The 17784-nt window shown below is 69.0% G+C and carries 14 protein-coding genes, 1 pseudogene and 1 riboswitch; of the genes and pseudogenes, 9 read left to right on the forward strand and 6 right to left on the reverse strand.

The window, feature by feature from the left end; genetic code table 11:
• Window positions 1-444: hypothetical protein (locus A5756_RS21120; protein ID WP_232005383.1), on the forward strand; the 444-nt coding region annotated here is incomplete at its 5' end.
• A gap of 50 nt (window positions 445-494) precedes the next feature.
• Window positions 495-4901, forward strand: coding sequence for a cation-translocating P-type ATPase (locus A5756_RS21125; RefSeq protein ID WP_156659743.1), 4407 nt, complete (start codon window positions 495-497; stop codon window positions 4899-4901).
• On the opposite strand, the pseudogene A5756_RS26625 reads toward A5756_RS21125, so the two are convergent.
• Window positions 4867-4944: pseudogene (locus A5756_RS26625) on the reverse strand (hypothetical protein); the annotation flags it as partial. The gene A5756_RS21125 and the pseudogene A5756_RS26625 sit on opposite strands and share 35 nt — an antisense overlap.
• A gap of 63 nt (window positions 4945-5007) precedes the next feature.
• On the opposite strand from A5756_RS26625, the gene A5756_RS21130 reads away from it, so the two are divergent.
• On the forward strand, window positions 5008-5283 hold the full coding sequence (locus A5756_RS21130; RefSeq protein ID WP_156659746.1) for a hypothetical protein: 276 nt from the start codon (window positions 5008-5010) through the stop codon (window positions 5281-5283).
• 7 nt (window positions 5284-5290) lie between these two features.
• Here A5756_RS21130 and A5756_RS21135 read toward each other — a convergent pair whose 3' ends face one another.
• The 3 genes from A5756_RS21135 to A5756_RS21145 form a co-directional block, all read right to left on the reverse strand.
• On the reverse strand, window positions 5291-9136 hold the full coding sequence (locus tag A5756_RS21135; protein WP_066957106.1) for a SpoIIE family protein phosphatase: 3846 nt from the start codon (window positions 9134-9136) through the stop codon (window positions 5291-5293).
• On the reverse strand, window positions 9133-9495 hold the full coding sequence (locus tag A5756_RS21140; RefSeq protein ID WP_066957129.1) for an STAS domain-containing protein: 363 nt from the start codon (window positions 9493-9495) through the stop codon (window positions 9133-9135). The genes A5756_RS21135 and A5756_RS21140 overlap by 4 nt, the downstream gene beginning before the upstream one ends.
• Window positions 9496-9591: 96 nt before the next feature.
• Window positions 9592-10272: a PAS and ANTAR domain-containing protein gene (locus tag A5756_RS21145; RefSeq protein ID WP_066957109.1), complete on the reverse strand. Its 681-nt coding sequence runs from the start codon at window positions 10270-10272 to the stop codon at window positions 9592-9594.
• 135 nt (window positions 10273-10407) lie between these two features.
• Window positions 10408-10518, forward strand: a riboswitch (TPP riboswitch).
• Between A5756_RS21145 and thiC the strand changes: the two genes are divergently transcribed.
• The 5 genes from thiC to A5756_RS21170 all read left to right on the forward strand — a co-directional run bounded on the left by thiC (window position 10511) and on the right by A5756_RS21170 (window position 14981).
• Window positions 10511-12169, forward strand: coding sequence for a phosphomethylpyrimidine synthase ThiC (gene thiC, locus A5756_RS21150; protein ID WP_066957112.1), 1659 nt, complete (start codon window positions 10511-10513; stop codon window positions 12167-12169). It overlaps the preceding riboswitch by 8 nt.
• On the forward strand, window positions 12166-12993 hold the full coding sequence (thiD, locus tag A5756_RS21155) for a bifunctional hydroxymethylpyrimidine kinase/phosphomethylpyrimidine kinase (protein ID WP_066957115.1): 828 nt from the start codon (window positions 12166-12168) through the stop codon (window positions 12991-12993). Before thiC ends, thiD begins: the two co-directional genes overlap by 4 nt.
• Window positions 12993-13625, forward strand: a complete 633-nt coding sequence (locus A5756_RS21160) for an alpha/beta family hydrolase (protein ID WP_066957132.1) — start codon at window positions 12993-12995, stop codon at window positions 13623-13625. Before thiD ends, A5756_RS21160 begins: the two co-directional genes overlap by 1 nt.
• A gap of 32 nt (window positions 13626-13657) precedes the next feature.
• Complete coding sequence (locus A5756_RS21165) at window positions 13658-14092, forward strand: MarR family winged helix-turn-helix transcriptional regulator (RefSeq protein WP_066957118.1); 435 nt, start codon at window positions 13658-13660, stop codon at window positions 14090-14092.
• Window positions 14093-14111: 19 nt separating this feature from the next.
• Entirely contained in the window at window positions 14112-14981 is an 870-nt protein-coding gene (locus A5756_RS21170) for an LLM class F420-dependent oxidoreductase (protein WP_066957121.1), read from the forward strand.
• A 16-nt stretch (window positions 14982-14997) separates the two neighbouring features.
• Here A5756_RS21170 and A5756_RS21175 read toward each other — a convergent pair whose 3' ends face one another.
• Window positions 14998-16497 carry a peptidase gene (locus tag A5756_RS21175; protein ID WP_232001798.1) on the reverse strand — a complete coding sequence of 500 codons (1500 nt, stop codon included), beginning with the start codon at window positions 16495-16497 and terminating at the stop codon, window positions 14998-15000.
• Between the two features lie 216 nt (window positions 16498-16713).
• Window positions 16714-17082, reverse strand: coding sequence for a hypothetical protein (locus A5756_RS21180; RefSeq protein WP_066957124.1), 369 nt, complete (start codon window positions 17080-17082; stop codon window positions 16714-16716).
• 218 nt (window positions 17083-17300) lie between these two features.
• On the opposite strand from A5756_RS21180, the gene A5756_RS21185 reads away from it, so the two are divergent.
• Window positions 17301-17784 (forward strand): hypothetical protein (locus A5756_RS21185; protein WP_369828717.1); only part of this gene is annotated, 484 nt, incomplete at its 3' end.

Raw genomic sequence — 17784 nt, forward strand, 5'->3', positions numbered from 1 at the left:
GTCATCGGCGGAGCGGTACGAGGCGTGAGCCAGGCGGTGAGTCGCGCGGCGACCACGACCACCGCGGCCGCCGGCGCTGTGGGTGGCGCGGCGGTCAACGGAGTCATCGGCGGTGTCACCGGAGCCGCCGAGGGCGTCAAGAAGGGAATGAGCAGCGGCAGCCACTCGGCGCCGGCGGCCGCGGTGGCCTTCGGCGCGCTGGGCGTCGCGGGACTGGTCGAGTGGCCGGTGCTGCTGGCGGTCGGCGGCAGCGCCCTTTTGCTGCAACGGCTGAGCCGCAAGCAAGAGCCGGCAAAGGCGAGCCTCAAGGCGGTACCGGTGGAGCCGGCGCCGCAGAAGGCCGCTCCGCAGAAGGCGGCACCGCAGAAAGCGGCCGGCAAGTCGACGGCCAAGAAGGTCGCCGGGCGCCGGGCCGGCAGCACCCAGTTGCGTAGCACCAACTAACGGGACTGCCCCCAAACGCTTTGAGCATTGCGACCGCGATACGACGATCCATCCCGTTGCGCGCCGTCGCGACGGGCCTCCAGGCCACCACCTCGCTCGTCGAGGCAAGCATCACCATCGCCGCGATTCCGCTGCGCGAGGGCGCCCGGGCGATCTCCGGCGAACTGCCCCAAGACATACCGGCAACGCTGAGCCGGCGCTGCTGGCGCGGCGAGGAGCGCGCCTGGATCGAGGTGCGTGGGCTGGACGGCGCTCCAGACGACGAGCTTGGCCGCGCCGTGCTCGACGCGGTGCTGGCCCATCCCGGGGTCGCCTCGGCGGCCCTGAACTACCCGCTGTCGCGTGTGGTGGTCACCGTGAACGACGCGGAGACGTCGCTGCGCGAGTTGTGCCGCATCGTCGGCGCCGCCGAGAAGCATTGCGCCCCAAAAAAAGTCGTGAAGCCGATGGCACCCCCGACGAGTCTGCCGGCCGACGGTGTGGTGCTGGCGACCCGGACCGCCACGGTGGCCGCCAGCGCGGCGGGGTTGGGCATAGCGCTGACCGGGCGGGCGCTGCGCTGGCCACGCATGCCGATCGGCGTCCTGGCGGCCGTGGTGGCCGTCGACTACCAACCACGGCTGCGCCGCCTGCTCGAGGACCGCATCGGCCGGCCCGCGACCGACACCGTGCTTGCCCTGGCGGTGACGACCGCGGAAACCCTCACGCTGTCTCCCGCGTCGCTGTCGGTGGGTCTGCTGATGCAGTCGCTGAAAGCGGCCGAATGCCGCGCCGAGGCGCGGGCCTGGGTCCAGCACGAGCCGCAGCTGGCCAGTCACGCTGATCACCCGCACACCGATGCGTCGGCGGGGTCGAAGCCGCCGCGTGGCCGCCCCGCCGATCACCACGGCGACCGATTCGCGCTCGTCCAGGCGATCAGCGCCGGAGTCGTCGGCGCCACCACCCGCAACCTGCACCAGGCGGCCCTGGCCGTTCTGGTGACCACCCCCGCGGCCAACCGCACCACGCCCGAAGCCTTCGCGGCGGCGCTCGGCCAGGGGCTGGCCGACCGGCATGCGGTCCTCTCGTTGCGTCCGGAGGCGCTGCGCCGCCTGGACCGGGTGGACGCCATCGTCATCGATCCACGGGTGCTGTGCACCAAGAGCTTGCGGGTGTCGCTCATCCGCGGCGCCCGGGAAGCCGAGCTGTCCGCGGCATGGTCGGGTGCCCAGCTGATGCTGGAAAAGAATCGGTTGCGGCCGGGCTGGCACCCGGTGTCCGGAATCTCGGCGAGTGAGCCGACTGCCAAAGTGGAGGCCCTTTTCTGCTTCAGGCACGATCCGTTGGCGTCGGCCGTTGTCGCCGAGGCGCACCGGACGGGATCCGAATTGGTTTCGGTCGAGGACGATTCGCTGGGTGAACTGCGCCCGGCGTTCGACGAGATCAGGCCGCTGCAGCGCGGCTCCATCGAAGACTCCCTGGCCGCGGCCGTGGCGGATCTGCAGCAGGCGGGCCGCACGGTCGCCGTGCTGTCATCGCCGGGGGCACAAGCGATTTGGTCGGCCGACGTGGCGCTGGGCATGATGGGAGAGCCCGGGGACGGTCCGCCGCCGTGGTACGCCGACCTGCTGCTGCCCGACCTGGCGGCCGCCTGGCGGGTGCTGCACGCGCTCCCGGCGGCGCGGGCCGCCGCCCAACGCGGCGTCGGGATCTCGGCCGGCGCAACGGCAATGGGCTCGTTGCTGATGATCCCCGGTGTCCGCGGCATCGGGCGCGGGCCGGTGACCAGCGGCGCGGCGGCCGGCCTGATGTCGGGATATCTGTTGGCGCGCGGCATCCTCAAGGCGGACACCCCGCGCCCGGCCCCCGTGCAGGAATGGCACGCGATGGCGGTCGAGCACGTCCGCCGGGCGTTGCCGCCGCCCGACTCGGGGCCGGCCGGCGATCCAAGGCAACTCGCGCTGGCCGCCCTCGGCGCCCCGCGACCGCAAACGCGCGCGCGTGCCTTCCTGCAGTTCGTGGCCGCCGTTCGCGCCGAGCTGACCGACCCGCTGACCCCCGTGCTGGCGCTCGGCTCGGCGGCCAGCGCCGTACTCGGTTCGCCGGTCGACGCCGTCTTGGTCTTCTCGGTGCTGGCCGGGAACTCCATGCTCGCGGCCAGCCAGCGGCTGCGCGCCGAAAACCGGCTCAATCACTTACTGGCACAACAAATCCCACCGGCCCGCAAGGTGATGTCCAACGGCGCCGGGGACCGGGTGTACGCCGACGTCATCGCGGCGCAGCTGCAGCCGGGCGACGTCTTCGAGGTGCGTACCCACGAGGTGGTGCCCGCCGACGCCCGGATCATCGAGGAGGTCGACGTCGAGGTCGACGAGTCGACGCTAACCGGTGAATCGCTGTCGGTGGAGAAGCAGGTCGAGCCGACGCCCGGCGCCGCGCTGGCCGAGCGGCGCTGCATGCTGTACGCCGGGACGACCGTGGTGGCGGGCACCGCGGTGGCGGTGGTGACCGCGGTCGGGGCAGACACGCAGGAACGCCGCGCCGCCGAGCTGGTGTCCGGCGACCTGTCGTCGGACATCGGTCTGCAGCACCAGCTCAGCCAGCTCACCAACCAGGCCTTCCCGGTCAGCATGACCGGCGGCGCACTGGTCAGCGTGCTGGGGCTGTTGCGGGGCTCGGTCGTGCGCCAGGCGGTTGCCAGCGGCATCGCCATCGCCGTCGCGGCGGTTCCCGAGGGAATGCCGTTGGTGGCGACGCTGGCGCAAGCGGCGTCGGCGCGCCGGCTGACGAAGTTCGGCGCGCTGGTGCGCGTTCCGCGTTCGGTGGAGGCGCTCGGCCGCATCGACGTCGTCTGCTTCGACAAGACCGGAACGCTCAGCCAGAACCGGCTGCGGGTGGCCGAGGTCGTTGCGGCGCCGGGAACATCGCGCGAAGAGGTGCTGCGCTGCGCCGCGCACGCCGCGCCGGCGTCCAACGGCGGACCGCACGCACACGCCACCGACGTCGCCATCGTCGAGGCCGCCTCAGCCGCATTGGGGGCCGTCAACGGACACAACTCGAACGCACCCGTCGCGCACCTGCCGTTCCGCTCCGGCCGGTCGTTCTCCGCGTCCGTTACCGACACCGAGCTGGCCGTCAAGGGTGCGCCCGAAGTGGTGCTCGCGGCCTGCGGGCAGGTGAGCCCCACCCTGGAGGAGACGGTCGCGCAGATGGCCGGCAACGGCCTGCGGGTGATAGCCGTGGCGCGGCGGCAACTGAGCCCCGCCCAGGCGGCGGCGATCCAGCGGGAGCCCGACGACATCGCCGATTTCGCCCGAGACGGGCTGACCCTGACCGGGTTCCTGGGTTTGTCCGACACCCCACGCGCCGAAGCTGCCGGCCTGCTCGCGAACCTGCGCCGGCTTTCGGTGGGCGTCAAGCTGATCACCGGGGACCATCCGATCACCGCCAAAGCCATCGCCGAGGAGCTGGGGCTGAGCGTGACCGCCGACCAGGTGATCAGCGGCGCCGAATGGGATGCGATGTCGCGTAAGGATCAGGAACGCGTCGTGACCGAGCGGGTGATCTTCGCCCGGATGACCCCGGAGAACAAGGTCCAGGTCGTTCAGATGCTCGAAAGCGCGGGCGTGCGCACCGCGATGGTCGGCGACGGGGCCAACGACGCCGCCGCCATCCGGGCCGCCACCGTCGGGATCGGCGTCGTCGCCGGCGGCAGCGACCCGGCGCACATGGCGGCCGACGTGGTGCTGGTCGACGCCCGCATCGAGGGCCTGCGGCACGCCATCGAAGAGGGCCGCCAACTCTGGCAGCGGGTGCAGGCGGCCGTGTCCGTCCTGCTCGGCGGCAACGCCGGCGAGGTGTTGTTCGCCGTCATCGGCAGCGCGATCACCGGGACCTCACCGCTGAATACGAGGCAGCTACTGCTGGTGAACATGATGACCGACGCGCTGCCCGCGGCGGCCCTCGCGGTAAGCAAGCCCAGCGGCCCGGTCGACCCGGGCATCCGGGGCCCCGATCAGCCCGCCCTGTGGCGCGCCGTCGCCATCCGCGGCGTCACCACGGCGGCCGCGACGACGGCGGCGTGGGCGATGGGAAGCGTCACCGGGCGCCCGCAGCGCGCATCCACGGTCGCGCTGGTCGCCCTGGTGGGCGCCGAGCTGGGTCAGACGCTGCTGGATTCACATGCCCCGCTGGTGGTGTTCACCGCGGCGGGTTCGCTCGCGGCGATGGGGACGCTGATCAGCATCCCGGTGGTCAGCCAGTTGCTCGGCTGCACACCGCTGGGTCCAGTCGGCTGGGCGCAGGGGCTGGGATCCGCTGTCGCGGCGACCGTCGTGATCGGCGTTGCGAATCGTGCGCTGACGGGTCCGGACAAATCGGATGATGCATCCGCTGAGGTGCGCGAACCTCGACGACCCCGGCCCGCCATAGCAGCGCATAGAGTTCCAGTAACGGCACCTTCAGCACCAGAGCAATAGAGGAAACTAGCGGATCGCCCCCGGTGTCGGTCATCGTCGACATAAGTCCGACGGTGGTCCCGCCACCCGGCGAGTCGGCAAACCCTTCGTTACCGAAAGGCAAATGATGGCGGAAAAGAAGACACGCAGGGGGACATCGCAGCGCGATGCGGTGCAAAAGATCCGCGAAGGCGAAACGTTCCACGTCAACCTTCCGGTGCTCGGTCAAATGGAGATTCCCCGGCCGGAGCAGCTGGCCTACTTCGGGGGCCTGGCCGCCCTGGCCGCGCTCGAACTCATCGACTGGCCGGTGGCCGTGGTCATCGCCGCCGGACACCTCCTGGCCAGCAACCACCACAACAAGCTCCTCGAAGAGCTCGGCGAGGCGATGGAAGAGGCCTGACAGAGGGTCAAGCGGTCCCGGCCACACGGTCGAACCGCAGCGTGACCCGGGTGCCCGCCGCGGTGCGAAGCGTGTCGACGTGATCGGCCAGCCCGCCGATCAGTGTCAGACCCCGGCCGCGCCGCCGGCTGCGCAGGCTGGCCGAGGAATCGCCCACCCACCGCCCGGTGTCGCTGACCGTGACCGCGACCGTCTGCCGGCGCAGGAAGGCCTCCACCGACACCGTTCGGCGCGGCTCGCCGTCGCTGCCGTGCTCGATCGCGTTGGTCACGGCCTCGCCGGTCGCCAGCAGGATGTCCATTTCGCGCTTCGGGTCGACGTTGATGCCCGCCAGCCATTGGTGTAACCGCTCGCGCGCCACGGGAATCTGCCCCGGCGTGGCCGTCACCACGGTGGCGAAGCTGCGCGGGCAATCGTGGCTGGGCCGCAACGCGAGCACGACGACGTCGTCGCGGTAGCCGGCGGGCGGGGCCATCCGGGACAGCAGCTCGGCACAGACCGTCTCGACCGGAAGGTCGGCGCATTCCGCGGCCGCGGCCTTCAGGCGATCGAGCCCGTCGTCGAGAGTCTCGCCGGCGCGCTCGATGAGCCCGTCGGTGTAGAGCAGGATCAGGCTTCCCGGTGGCAGATTCACCGTCGCGGTGGCATCGGAGGGATAACTTTTTGCATCGTGTTCCTTGATGGCCACCGGCAGACGCCGCCCGGCCGTCAGGAACAGCGCGCGATGGTCGGGAAAGACCAGCAGCGGATAGGGATGGCCGGCGCAGCTGTACCGGACGGTGGCGCAACCGGTGTCAGGTTCGGTCTCGACGAGCGCGTAGGCCACCGTCGCGCAGCGGGCGCCCGCGACGCTGGCCCCGTATCGGTCCAGCGCCCCCAGCACCGCGCCCGGTTCGCCCGCGGTGAGGGCCGAGGCGGCCACCGCGGCGCGCAGCCTGCTCATCACGATCGCGGCGGCCAACCCGTGTCCGACGACGTCGCCCACCGATATCCCGACCCGGCCGCCGCGATCCAGCGGCGTGACCGAGTACCAGTCGCCGCCGACACGCATCGCCTCACCGGCGGGCTGGTAAACGGCGGCCACCACCGCTGCGGTCGAGCCCCGGTCCAGATCCAGCAGATGCTCCTGGAAGTCGACGGCGATGCGGTGTTCGCGCGCCATGACGCGAACCCGGTCCAACGCCGAGGACGTCAGCTCGGCCATCCGGCCGAACGCGTCGAGTTCGGCGGCGTCGAACTGGCGCGGTGCGGACCACAGCAGGCCCAGCACGCCGATGACGCGGCCCGTGTGATCCCGCAGCGGATGGGCGACGCAGGCCCGGACGCTGTCGGCGGTGTCCTGCACCGCGTGCTGGTACCGCGGGGGCAGGTCGAACGTGTCCGTGACGACCATCGGCTCGCCGGTGCGCACGACGTCAGCCCCGACCACCGGGGAGTCGAGCCCGGTCACGTGGTAGCGGTCGCGCAATTCGGCGGGGAGGTCGCCGGCGTATTCGAACCGGATGTGGCGTTCGCCGTCGAGGACGCCGATCGTGACGGTGGCGGCGTCGGCCGAGCCGAATGGCGACTCCAGCAAGGCATCCATGATTCCGGCGACCGAGTCGGTGGCCTGCAGAGCGGAGTCGAGTTGGACCAGATCGGAGGCCGCCGCCCGGCGCTGGCGGTCACGCTCACGGGCCACCGCGGACAGCCGCGACTTCACCCGGTCGATCAGCTCCTGGGATCGGAACGGCTTGGGCAGGTAGTCGTCGGCCCCACCCGCATACCCCTCGCCTATCGCCTCCGCGCCGGCCCGGGCGGACAGCATGAGGACCGGTGTGGCCGCCAATTCCGGGTCTGCCCGGATGGCCGCCACCAGTCCGAAGCCGTCGATCCCGGGCATCAACACATCGGTGACGACGGCGTCCGGGCGCAGGTTCCGGGTCGCCGCCAGTGCCGACTCGCCGTCTGCGGCAAGGACCGTCTCCCAAAGGGGCGACAGCACGCGGTCGAGATGGTGCCGCATGTCGGCGTTGTCGTCGGCGATCAACACCAACTGGCGCGACCTCTCGGCTGCTGCCACCGACCCGGTGCGTTCCGAGATGGGGGCCAGCCATTGCCGGGCCTCGGCCACGTACGGGTTGGTCTCGTCCAGCGGGCCGGCAGGGGGATGTTCGGCCGCCGTGCCGGCAGATTGCGGCAGCCGGATGGTCACCGTTGTGCCGCAGTCCAATTCGCTGTCGATTTGCACTGTTCCGTTGTGCAGCTCGACGAGGCCGCGCACCAGCGAGAGCCCGATCCCAGTGCCCTCGACGCTGCGGCCCCGGAGGTTGTCGGCGCGGTAGAAGCGGTCGAACAGGCGATCCAGGTCGTCGGCGGCGATTCCCACCCCGGTGTCGCGCATGGTGACGACGCAGTGTGCCGATTCGGCGCGCACCTCGACCGAAATCGAGCCCCGCAGAGTGTATTTGACCGCGTTTGACAGCAGGTTGAGGACGATCGTCTCCCACATGCCCGGGTCGACGTCGGCCAGCACCGGGGAGCAGTCCACCGCGAGATCGAGGCCCGCCCGATGGCACAGCTCGGTAAAAGACGAAGCTATGTGGGCGGTCAGCGCGCCGACATCGGTACACGCCAACTTCGCGTTCGCGCGGCCGGCCTCGATGCGGGAGAAGTCGAGCAGGGAGTCGACCAGGCGCCGCAGGCGCCGCGCGTTGCGGCCCGCCGTGCTCAGCCGATCCGCCAGCACGCTTCCCGGCGCCGCTTGGGACAGCGCATCGTCGAGCGGACCGAGGAGCAGCGTCAGCGGAGTGCGGAACTCGTGGCTGACGTTGGTCAGGAAGGCCGTCTTGGCCCGGTCCAGTTCGGCCAGCGCGTCGGCCCGCTGCCGCTGCTGTTCGTAGGAGACGGCGGAGGCGAACGCCGCGGAGAGCTGGTCGGCCAGCAGCTGACAGAACCCGCGGTACATCGAATCGAGGGGACGCCGCGGACTGGCGCCGATCACCACCGCCCCGGCGGGCGAGGTTTCTCCCAGCGGCAACACCAGGGCCTGCTGGGGACAGTTCTCACCGAAACACTCTGTGATGCCCGGGATTACGTCCTCGAGCCGGTCGATGACGCGGGCGGCACGGGCGCGTGGCGTCGTGTCCCAACCCGTGAGCTCGGACAGCGAGCGGGGCAGCAGCGGCCGAATCGACGGGGTCGCCCCACGCAGCGTGCTGTCGCGCGCCGCCTCGTGGTCGGCGACGTAGACGGCAATGAACGGCAAGTCCAGCGGCTGCGCACCGCATACCGCGACGGTGCTGCTCACCGCGTCGTCGATGGCGTGCGCGTCCATCACTGCGGTCGCCACCGCGTTGAGCAGGTGGAGCCGACGCTCACTCAACACCCGGTCGGTCGTTTCGATCACCGGGCAGAAAACGGCGGTGACCGCACCGTCGCCGCCGATGATGGGGCTATAGGTGAAGGTGAAATACCGCTCCTGGGACTGACCGCCGGTGATGAGCGGCAACATGAGGTCGTCGGACCAGGTCGCGACGCCCGTATCCATCACGCTGAAGAGCATCGGGGAGATCTGCTCCCAGATCTCCCACCACACCTGCTCCGCGGGGCAACCGAGGGCCGCCGGGTGCTTGTCCCCCAGGATCTGCGCGTAGCCGTCGTTGTACATCAAGAACAGATTTCCCCGCCCCAGCCAGAGCACGATGGGGAACCGCGAGGTCAGAGCGATCGCCACGGCCGCCCGCACCTCGGCCGACCAGTCCCGCGGCGACCTCAAAGGATGGTTGTCCCAGTCGAATTCGGCAAAGCGGCGGCCCATCTCACCGCCAAGTTCGGCTGCAGCCGCCAAGTCGGCCGGCAGCGCCGGGTTCATTGCCGTCGCTTGTGTTGCAGAGCCTCGGGCAGCGTCGGGTAGATGTCGAAGATCCGATCCAGTTCGGTCACCTCGATCGGACGAAGCACCTGGTCGTTGTTCGCGACCAGGCGGACGGCCGTCCCGGCTTCCTTGCCTTCGTCGTGGCATTCGAGCACGGCGTTCAACGCCGCGCTCCCGAAGAAGTCGACGGCTTGCAGGTCCACTACGAGCAACCGGGCCGGGTGGGTCTCGGCCAGCTTGAGCGCGGCGGTCAGGTGGGCGGTTACCTCATCGACGGTACTGGAGTCGACGGCGCCCGTAACGCGCACGACGACCGCATCCTCGAGAGACTCATGTTCCACCGCCAACAACTCCAGTGCCTTTCCCAGTCGTCCGAATGCGCCGCACGCGCCGTTCGGAGTGTCTAGGAACACTAACTGTTTGCGGGCTGCCGCGTTCGCGTATTCCTCTGGTTACCCGGCGGACTCGGCGGATATCCGTTCATGCACCGTCAGCAGCAGATGATCGAACTGACTCTGCAGGGTGGCCGTCGAGCACTCGAGGGCAGTCACGTCGGCCAGCAGTTGCCGGGCCAGCGCGCGCAGCTTCACGTTGGTCTCTTGCGACCGCCACTGCAGCACGCGAAAGGCCTGCTCGGCGCTGACCCGGTAGACGAACATCAGCACGCCCTTGGCCTGCTCGATCGCCGCGCGGTTTTCGAAGAGGTCCGGCAGGGCTTCGTCGAGCACCTCTTGCCGGGTCTCGTCGAAGGTGTTGGCGAGGTCGATGTAATAGCCCGCTGTGCCCACCACGGCGCCCGACTCGTCGTGCATACGGTCGGCCACGACGATCGCGTCGTGCACGTTGCCGGACGTGTCGAGGAACCGGTGCCGACTGGAGAAGGACTCCGCCGACTGCAGGGCGTAGTCGAGCACCTCCTGGACGTGCCGACGGTCGTCGGGGTGCTTGTGGGACAACAACAGCTTCGTCGTGGGCTTGACGGTGCCCGGTTCGTAGCCGTGCATCCTGGCCACCTCGTCGGACCATTCCCAGCGCTCGCCGATGAACCAGAACCGGAAGGTGCCGACGTTGAGATAGCGGGCGGCCGCCTCGACCGAGTTCAGAGCTTGGCCGCCGCGGGACGGATCGGGCATCGACCCGTCCGCTCTCCCTTCCTCATGCACGTCTGCATCCTCGCACCCGGCGGATCCCACCGGCTACCGCCCTGGCTCAAAAAGCCCGCCCACATGCCAGCAGGGCCGGGGTGGGGGTAACGTCGCTTGCGGACCATCCAAATACGCGGGAGCGCACGTCGAATGCGCTGAGAGGACGGCTCGGGGCCGTCGACCGTACGAACCTGACCGGGTAATGCCGGCGTAGGGAGATGAGAAAATGACCTTGGAAAAAACCGCCGTCCTTTCCCAAGCCGTCGATGCTTCCGTCACCACGGGACCCATCGCAGGCAGCAGCAAGGTCTACCGCGACGTCGAGGGGTTTCCCGGCGCACGAGTCCCGTTCCGGCGCGTCCACCTGTCCACCGGGGACCACTTCGACCTCTACGACACCTCCGGCCCCTACACCGACGGGGACGCGGTCATCGACTTGACGGCCGGGCTGCCCGCGCGGCCGGGGGTGGTCCGCGACCGCGGCACCCAGCTGCAGCGGGCGCGGGCCGGCGAGATCACCGCGGAGATGGCATACATCGCCGCCCGCGAGGACATGCCCGCCGAGCTGGTGCGCGACGAGGTCGCCCGCGGCCGCGCGGTGATCCCCGCCAACCACAACCACCCCGAGATCGAACCGATGATCATCGGCAAGGCCTTCGCGGTGAAGGTCAACGCCAACATCGGCAACTCCGCGGTGACGTCGTCGATCGCCGAGGAGGTCGACAAGATGGTGTGGGCCACCCGCTGGGGTGCGGACACCATCATGGACCTGTCCACTGGCAAGAACATCCACGACACCCGCGAGTGGATCCTGCGCAACTCCCCCGTCCCGGTCGGCACCGTGCCCATCTACCAGGCGCTGGAAAAGGTGAAGGGCGACCCGACGGAACTGACGTGGGAGATCTACCGCGACACCGTGATCGAGCAGTGCGAGCAGGGCGTGGACTATATGACCGTGCACGCCGGCGTGCTGCTGCGGTATGTGCCGCTGACCGCCAAGCGGGTCACCGGCATCGTGTCCCGCGGAGGATCCATCATGGCGGCCTGGTGCCTGGCCCATCACCGGGAGTCGTTCCTCTACACCAACTTCGAGGAGCTCTGCGACATCTTCGCCCGCTACGACGTCACCTTCTCGCTCGGTGACGGGCTGCGGCCGGGGTCGATCGCCGACGCCAACGACGCCGCGCAGTTCGCCGAGCTGCGCACCCTGGGCGAGCTGACGAAGATCGCGAAAGCCCGTGGCGCGCAGGTGATGATCGAGGGACCCGGACACGTCCCGATGCACAAGATCGTCGAGAACGTGCGACTGGAAGAGGAGCTGTGCGAGGAGGCCCCGTTCTACACGCTGGGTCCGCTGGCCACCGACATCGCGCCGGCCTACGACCACATCACCTCGGCGATCGGCGCGGCGATCATCGCCCAGGCCGGCACCGCGATGCTGTGTTACGTGACGCCCAAGGAACACCTGGGGCTGCCGGACCGCAAGGACGTCAAGGACGGGGTGATCGCCTACAAGATCGCCGCCCACTCCGCGGACCTGGCCAAGGGGCATCCGCGCGCCCAGGAGCGCGACGACGCCCTTTCGACCGCGCGGTTCGAGTTCCGCTGGAACGACCAGTTCGCGTTGTCACTGGACCCCGACACCGCAAGGGAATTCCACGACGAGACCCTGCCGGCCGAACCCGCCAAGACGGCGCACTTCTGCTCAATGTGCGGGCCGAAGTTCTGCTCCATGCGAATCACCCAGGACGTGCGCGACTTTGCCGCCAAGCACGGGCTCGAGACCGAAGAGGACATCGAGGCCATGATGAGCGAGGGCATGGCCGAGAAGTCGCGTGAGTTCGCCGAGCACGGCAAGCGGGTGTACCTGCCGATCACCCAGTGAGCTACCTCCCGCTGGCTCCGCCGGGCGCCACGCCGTTGCGGGTGCTGACCATCGCCGGATCCGACTCGGGGGGCGGCGCGGGCATTCAGGCCGACATCCGCACCATGGCGTTGCTGGGCGTGCATGCCTGCGTCGCCGTTTCCGCGGTCACCGTGCAGAACACGGTGGGCGTCAAGGGGTTTCACGAGGTTCCGCCCGACGTCGTCGCCGATCAGATCGAAGCGGTGGTCACCGACATCGGCGTCCAGGCCGCCAAGACCGGGATGCTGGCATCGTCTCCGATCATCGCCGCGGTGGCCGACACGTGGCAGCGGCTGGGATCGGCGGTGCCGCTCGTCGTCGATCCGGTGTGCGCGTCCATGCACGGCGACGCACTGCTGGAGGCGTCCGCCCTGGATGCCCTTTGCTCGCAACTGTTTCCGTTGGCCACCCTGGTCACGCCGAACCTCGACGAGGTGCGGCTGCTGGTGGGCATCGATGTGGTGGACGCGGAGTCACAGCGGGCGGCCGCCAAGGCGCTGCACGCGCTGGGACCGCGGTGGGCGCTGGTCAAGGGCGGGCACCTGCGGTCGTCCGACCGCAGCTGCGACCTGCTTTACGACGGTGTCTCCTGCTACGAGTTCGATTCGGAACGGTTGCCGGGCGGCAACGACCACGGCGGCGGCGACACCTTGGCCACGGCCATCGCCTGCGCGCTGGCGCACGGTTTCACCGTGCCCGACGCGGTCGGGTTCGGCAAGCGATGGGTCACCGAATGTTTGCGCGCTTCCTATCCGCTGGGCCATGGCCACGGCCCCGTGTCCCCCTTGTTCAGGCTGTCATGATTGCCCTCGACCAGATCGCGGGCATCGCACACGAACCCGACGGGCCGGCCGCCGGGGTGGTGGTGCTGACCCATGGCGCCGGCGGAAACCGGGATTCGCCGCTCCTGCAGCAGGTTTGCGACGAATGGGCGCGGCGCGGGTGGCTCGCCGTCCGGTACAACCTGCCCTACCGGCGGCGCCGTCCCACCGGACCGCCGTCCGGCTCGGCCGCCGCCGACCGCGCCGGGATCGTCGAGGCGATCACGCTGTGCCGCAGCCTCGCCGACGGCCCGTTGATCGCCGGCGGGCATTCCTATGGCGGCCGGCAGACGTCCATGGTGGTGGCCGCCCGCGAGGCCTCGCCTATCGAAGTGGACCTGTTAACGCTGTTCTCGTATCCGGTGCATCCCCCGGGGAAGCCCGAGCGGACCCGCACCGAGCACCTGCCCGGCATCAGGGTGCCGACGGTGTTCACGCACGGGACGTCGGATCCATTCGGCACGCCCGACGAACTGCGCGCCGCCGCCGCGCTGGTCACCGGCACGACCGCCGTCGTCGAGATCGCCGGTGCGCGACACGATCTGCGCTCAAAGACACTGAACGTGGCGGCCCTGGCGGTCGACGCGGCCCTGCAGCTGCTCGGGCGCAATTAGACAGTTTGAACTTATCAGTTTAGACTGATCTTGTGGACGGAATCGCCGAGTCAGCGGCTGCGGCAGCCCGCGACCTGCGGGTGATGTTCAGTCGGCTGCGACGCCAGTTGAGGGACCTCGCCACCGACGGCGACTTGACCCCCTCACAGACCGCGGTGCTCAACCGGCTTTGGAAAGAGGGCGCCTCATCGGCGAGCGTCCTGGCCTCAGCCGAACGGGTACGTCCACAGTCCATGGCCACGATTGTGGCCGCCCTCGGGCAGCGGGGGCTCATTGAGCGCACGCCCGACCCTGAAGACGGTAGGCGGCAACTGATTTCGCTGACCGCGGCGGGCCGGCGACGCGCCGAGAGTAACCAGCAGGTACGGGAGGAGTGGCTGGCACGCGCCATCCACGAGCGGTATTCCGAACGCGAACGTCGCGTCATCCTCGACGCGCTAACGCTGCTCGAGCGCTTGACCGAATAGTGAAAGGACAAGGGCTGCAATGGAAGTAGGACTGCACTTCATCGACTTTCTGCCCGGCGACCCGACGGCGCTGGGTCCGACGCTGGCCGATGCGGCCAAGGCCGCCGAGCAGGGCGGGGCGACGCTGTTCACGCTCGCCGATCACTTCTTTCAGATGGAAGCCATGGGACCGGCGGAGGACCCGTTCCTCGAGGGCTATACGTCGCTGGGTTTCTTGGCCGGGCAGACGACCAACATCGAGCTGAGCCTGCTGGTCACCGGGGTCACTTATCGCTATCCGGGCCTGCTGGCCAAGGCGGTCACCACTCTGGATGTCCTGTCGCAGGGCCGCTCGATGCTGGGGCTCGGCGCCGCCTGGTACGACCGTGAGCACGCGGCCCTCGGCTTTCCCTATCCACCGGTGAGTCAGCGCTTCGAGATGCTCGAAGAGACGCTGCAGATCTGCAGGCAGATGTGGAGCGAGAACAACGGGCCCTACCAGGGCAAGCACTACCAGTTGGCGGAGACAATCTGTGAGCCCCAACCGATTCGGCGCCCTCCCATCCTGATCGGCGGCGACGGCGAGAAGAAGACGCTGCGCCTGGTCGCGCAGTACGCCGACGTCTGGAACAGCACCTCCGGCGACCCCGATGTTCTCGAGCACAAGATCGAGGTGCTGAACCGCCATTGTGACGCGGTGGGCCGAGACCCGAGCGAAATCCGCAAGACGGTGGGCTTATTCGTGAATCCGTTCGACGACCTCGATGGTTACTTCAAGACCGTCGAGCGCTACGGCGAACTTGGCGTAGAGCTGGTCAATGCCGGGCCGTTCCCCGGCAACCCCGATCCGGTCGGCTTCATCCACCGCCTCGGCGACGACGTGATACCCAGGCTCGCCCAGATCGGTTGACAGCGCGGCCTTTCGGTCATCCCGGATAGCGGGAGTAGCACGCGTCCATGTTGCCGGTCACGCCGCCGCGGAACGCCGCTATCCGGGTGAAACCGGCCGGCACGCTGGTGCCGTCCGCGTCACTGGCGACGAGGTGGTTGGTGAGCAAACCGGCTACCGCTTCGTCGAGATCGCCGGCCGTCAGCAGCAGCTGCTTCTGCGACGACAGCTCGATGGGTTCGGCCATCTTGCGATGCACCACGCCCGTCAGGCAGGCCGTGCGTAGGGCGGTCCACGGGCTCTGCATGGCCAGACCGCGTTCGTGCTGCACTGCCAGCGCGTACCGCGACATCACGGCCGACAGCGCGGTGTCGTCGCCCTGCGGCAGGGTTTGTTCGTTCTCGTCGGCGACCTTGCCCATCGCCGCCAGCTTCGGCAGATCGATCACGATCGTGTTGGTGGCCGGGCAGTAGGACGCCGGCGGGCTGGCCTTGGCGTCCGCGCAATCGGCGGCCTGGTAGGACAATGCCGGCGGATTCTTCGGGGAGAACACCTTTCCCAAGAGTTCCATCAGCGTCGACAGGGTGTCCTGGTCGATCGGGACTTCACCGGTCTCCGGGTTCCCGGTGCTGTTGTCGACGCGCAGGGCGTTGGGCAGGTCGCCGCGGCGCTGGCCGATTTCTTTCTTGTCGATCGCCGCGCACGCCGAGGCGCCGTCGATGAAACCCATTTGGAAGGCGCTGATCCGGTCCAGGGCCGACCCGTGTTCGTCGTCGTTCTCGGCGTCGCTGTCCATCACCGGGTCGCGGGTGGTGATGATCCCCGCCAGCACGTGGTCCAGCCCGTCGGCGGTGCTCAGCGTGAACCGCGGCGACTTGCCGTCTGCGACCCAGAACAGGTAGACGCCCGCGAAGCAGTCGGCCTGCTGCTCGCGCACGATCGTGGGGTCTCGTCTGGTCACCAGCTTCGCCATCGTCTGCAAGGCGTGGCCGAATTCGTGGGCCAGCACGCCGTTGACGGACATGTCGCCGAAATACCGTTGCGCGACGGGCATGAATACCCCGCGATCCCAAGCGATCAGGTTGCAGCGCGACGTGAAGAAGGCGTTGACGAGCTTGTAGGTGTCGTTGTGGCAAACGATGGGGCTGGACGGTTGCTTTGAGTTATACGACACCATCTTGCCAACCGGGACGAAGTCGCCTTTCAACGACTGGCTGTAGACCGACTTCCAATAGTCCTCGATGTCGTTGACCGATAGCAACGCCAACTTGTCGATCTCGCCGTTGTCGGTATTGACGACCGTGCCGGTGGGGGCGGGTGCGTTCGAGCGGATCCCGCTGGGGCCGTTGGTCGCGGGCAGACCGCCCACCCGGAACGGGTCGTTGAGCATCGACAGCGCCCGCCCGTCGACGAAGGATGTGCACCCGGCCACCACGATTGCCGCCGCTGCGCAACCGAACGCCGCCCGCAGCAAGGTGGCCGCCCTGCGCGGACGGCCACCGGCCAGCTGACGTCGATTGCGCGCAGGGCTATTCATACCAACCTCATCCCGACCGGCTACAGGGCAAGCACCAAAGGGGTCTCATTCTAGAGCGGTTGGCTAACCCTGACAGTCCGATTGGAAACCGCGGTTGACCGCCGGTCCCGGCGACTGCAGCGCGGAGTTGCGGCCGGCTTGCCAGTAGCGGAACGGCGGACGCCGGGCAGGTTGCATATTGGGATCAGCGAACTCCAGCGCGCGCCGGCGGGTGCGCTACGGGCGCGGGGCCGTCGGCGTGGGCGTTTGCTGAGGTCCCATCGGACCACCCGGTCCCATTCCACCGGGCCCCATTCCGCCTGGTCCCATCATGCCCGGTCCCATCATGCCGCCGGGACCCATCATCGGGCAGGTACCGCCACGCCCGCCGCCGTAGCCATGGTGCCAGCCGTAACGGTCACCCGAGGCCGCGCCCAAGAAGAGGCCCGAGAAGAAGACCACCGCGACGACGAACACGACGCCGGCGACGATGACCACCCATGCGACCACTTGGCTCAGCCGACTGTGCGCGCCGAATCGATGCTCGTCCCCGGGGTGGCCGGTCACGGTGGTCGGTCCGACGCTGGATTCAGGATTGTGCGTCATGCCTCAAACGATGGCACGCGTATACCCACCGGGGGTAGGGACCATTGGCCCTAGAATGGGCGTTGCCTATGTGGTCGGCTTGCCGTATGGCCGGACTGACTCGGCGGGCGGCGCTTGCCGCGCTTGGCGCGGGCAGCATCCTGGGTCTGGCATATCTGCGTGGGAGCGCGTTGCGGCCGCCGTCGACGGCTATCCGCCTCACGGACGGGGGCGGTTTCATGGGCGCCGGTCACATGGACATGAGCCGCTACATGGAGATGTTCATGCGGCACAGCGAAATCGACCGCATCGTCGAGGACATTCCCGGCGGTGTGCGCACCACCACCGAATCGGCTTCGCCGGCCTTGACTGCTCAACTGCAGGAGCATGTTTCGAGCATGTACGCCCACCTCGATCAGGGAACTGAAATCCGTTGCATGAGCCAGAGCCTGCCGACGCTTTTCCGAAGTGCCGGCGGCTACCGACGCCAGCTCACATTCACGCCCAGAGGCGTGATCGCCGAGGAGACGGCCGACGACCCGGCCCTCACCGATGTCATCCGTGCGCACGCACGCGAGGTCACCGGTTTCGTGCGGGACGGGATGCCCGCCATGATGCAACAGATGATGGGCCCGGGCGGGATGGGCTGCGGCCGGATGACAGCGGTGAGGGCCGGGTCGTCGGCCGTCTCCTCGGCGATCACGCCTCTGGGCGTGAATGTGA

It is taken from the genome of Mycobacterium sp. 852002-53434_SCH5985345 (assembly GCF_001667155.1).
In the GTDB taxonomy this organism is placed as follows: Bacteria; Actinomycetota; Actinomycetes; order Mycobacteriales; family Mycobacteriaceae; genus Mycobacterium.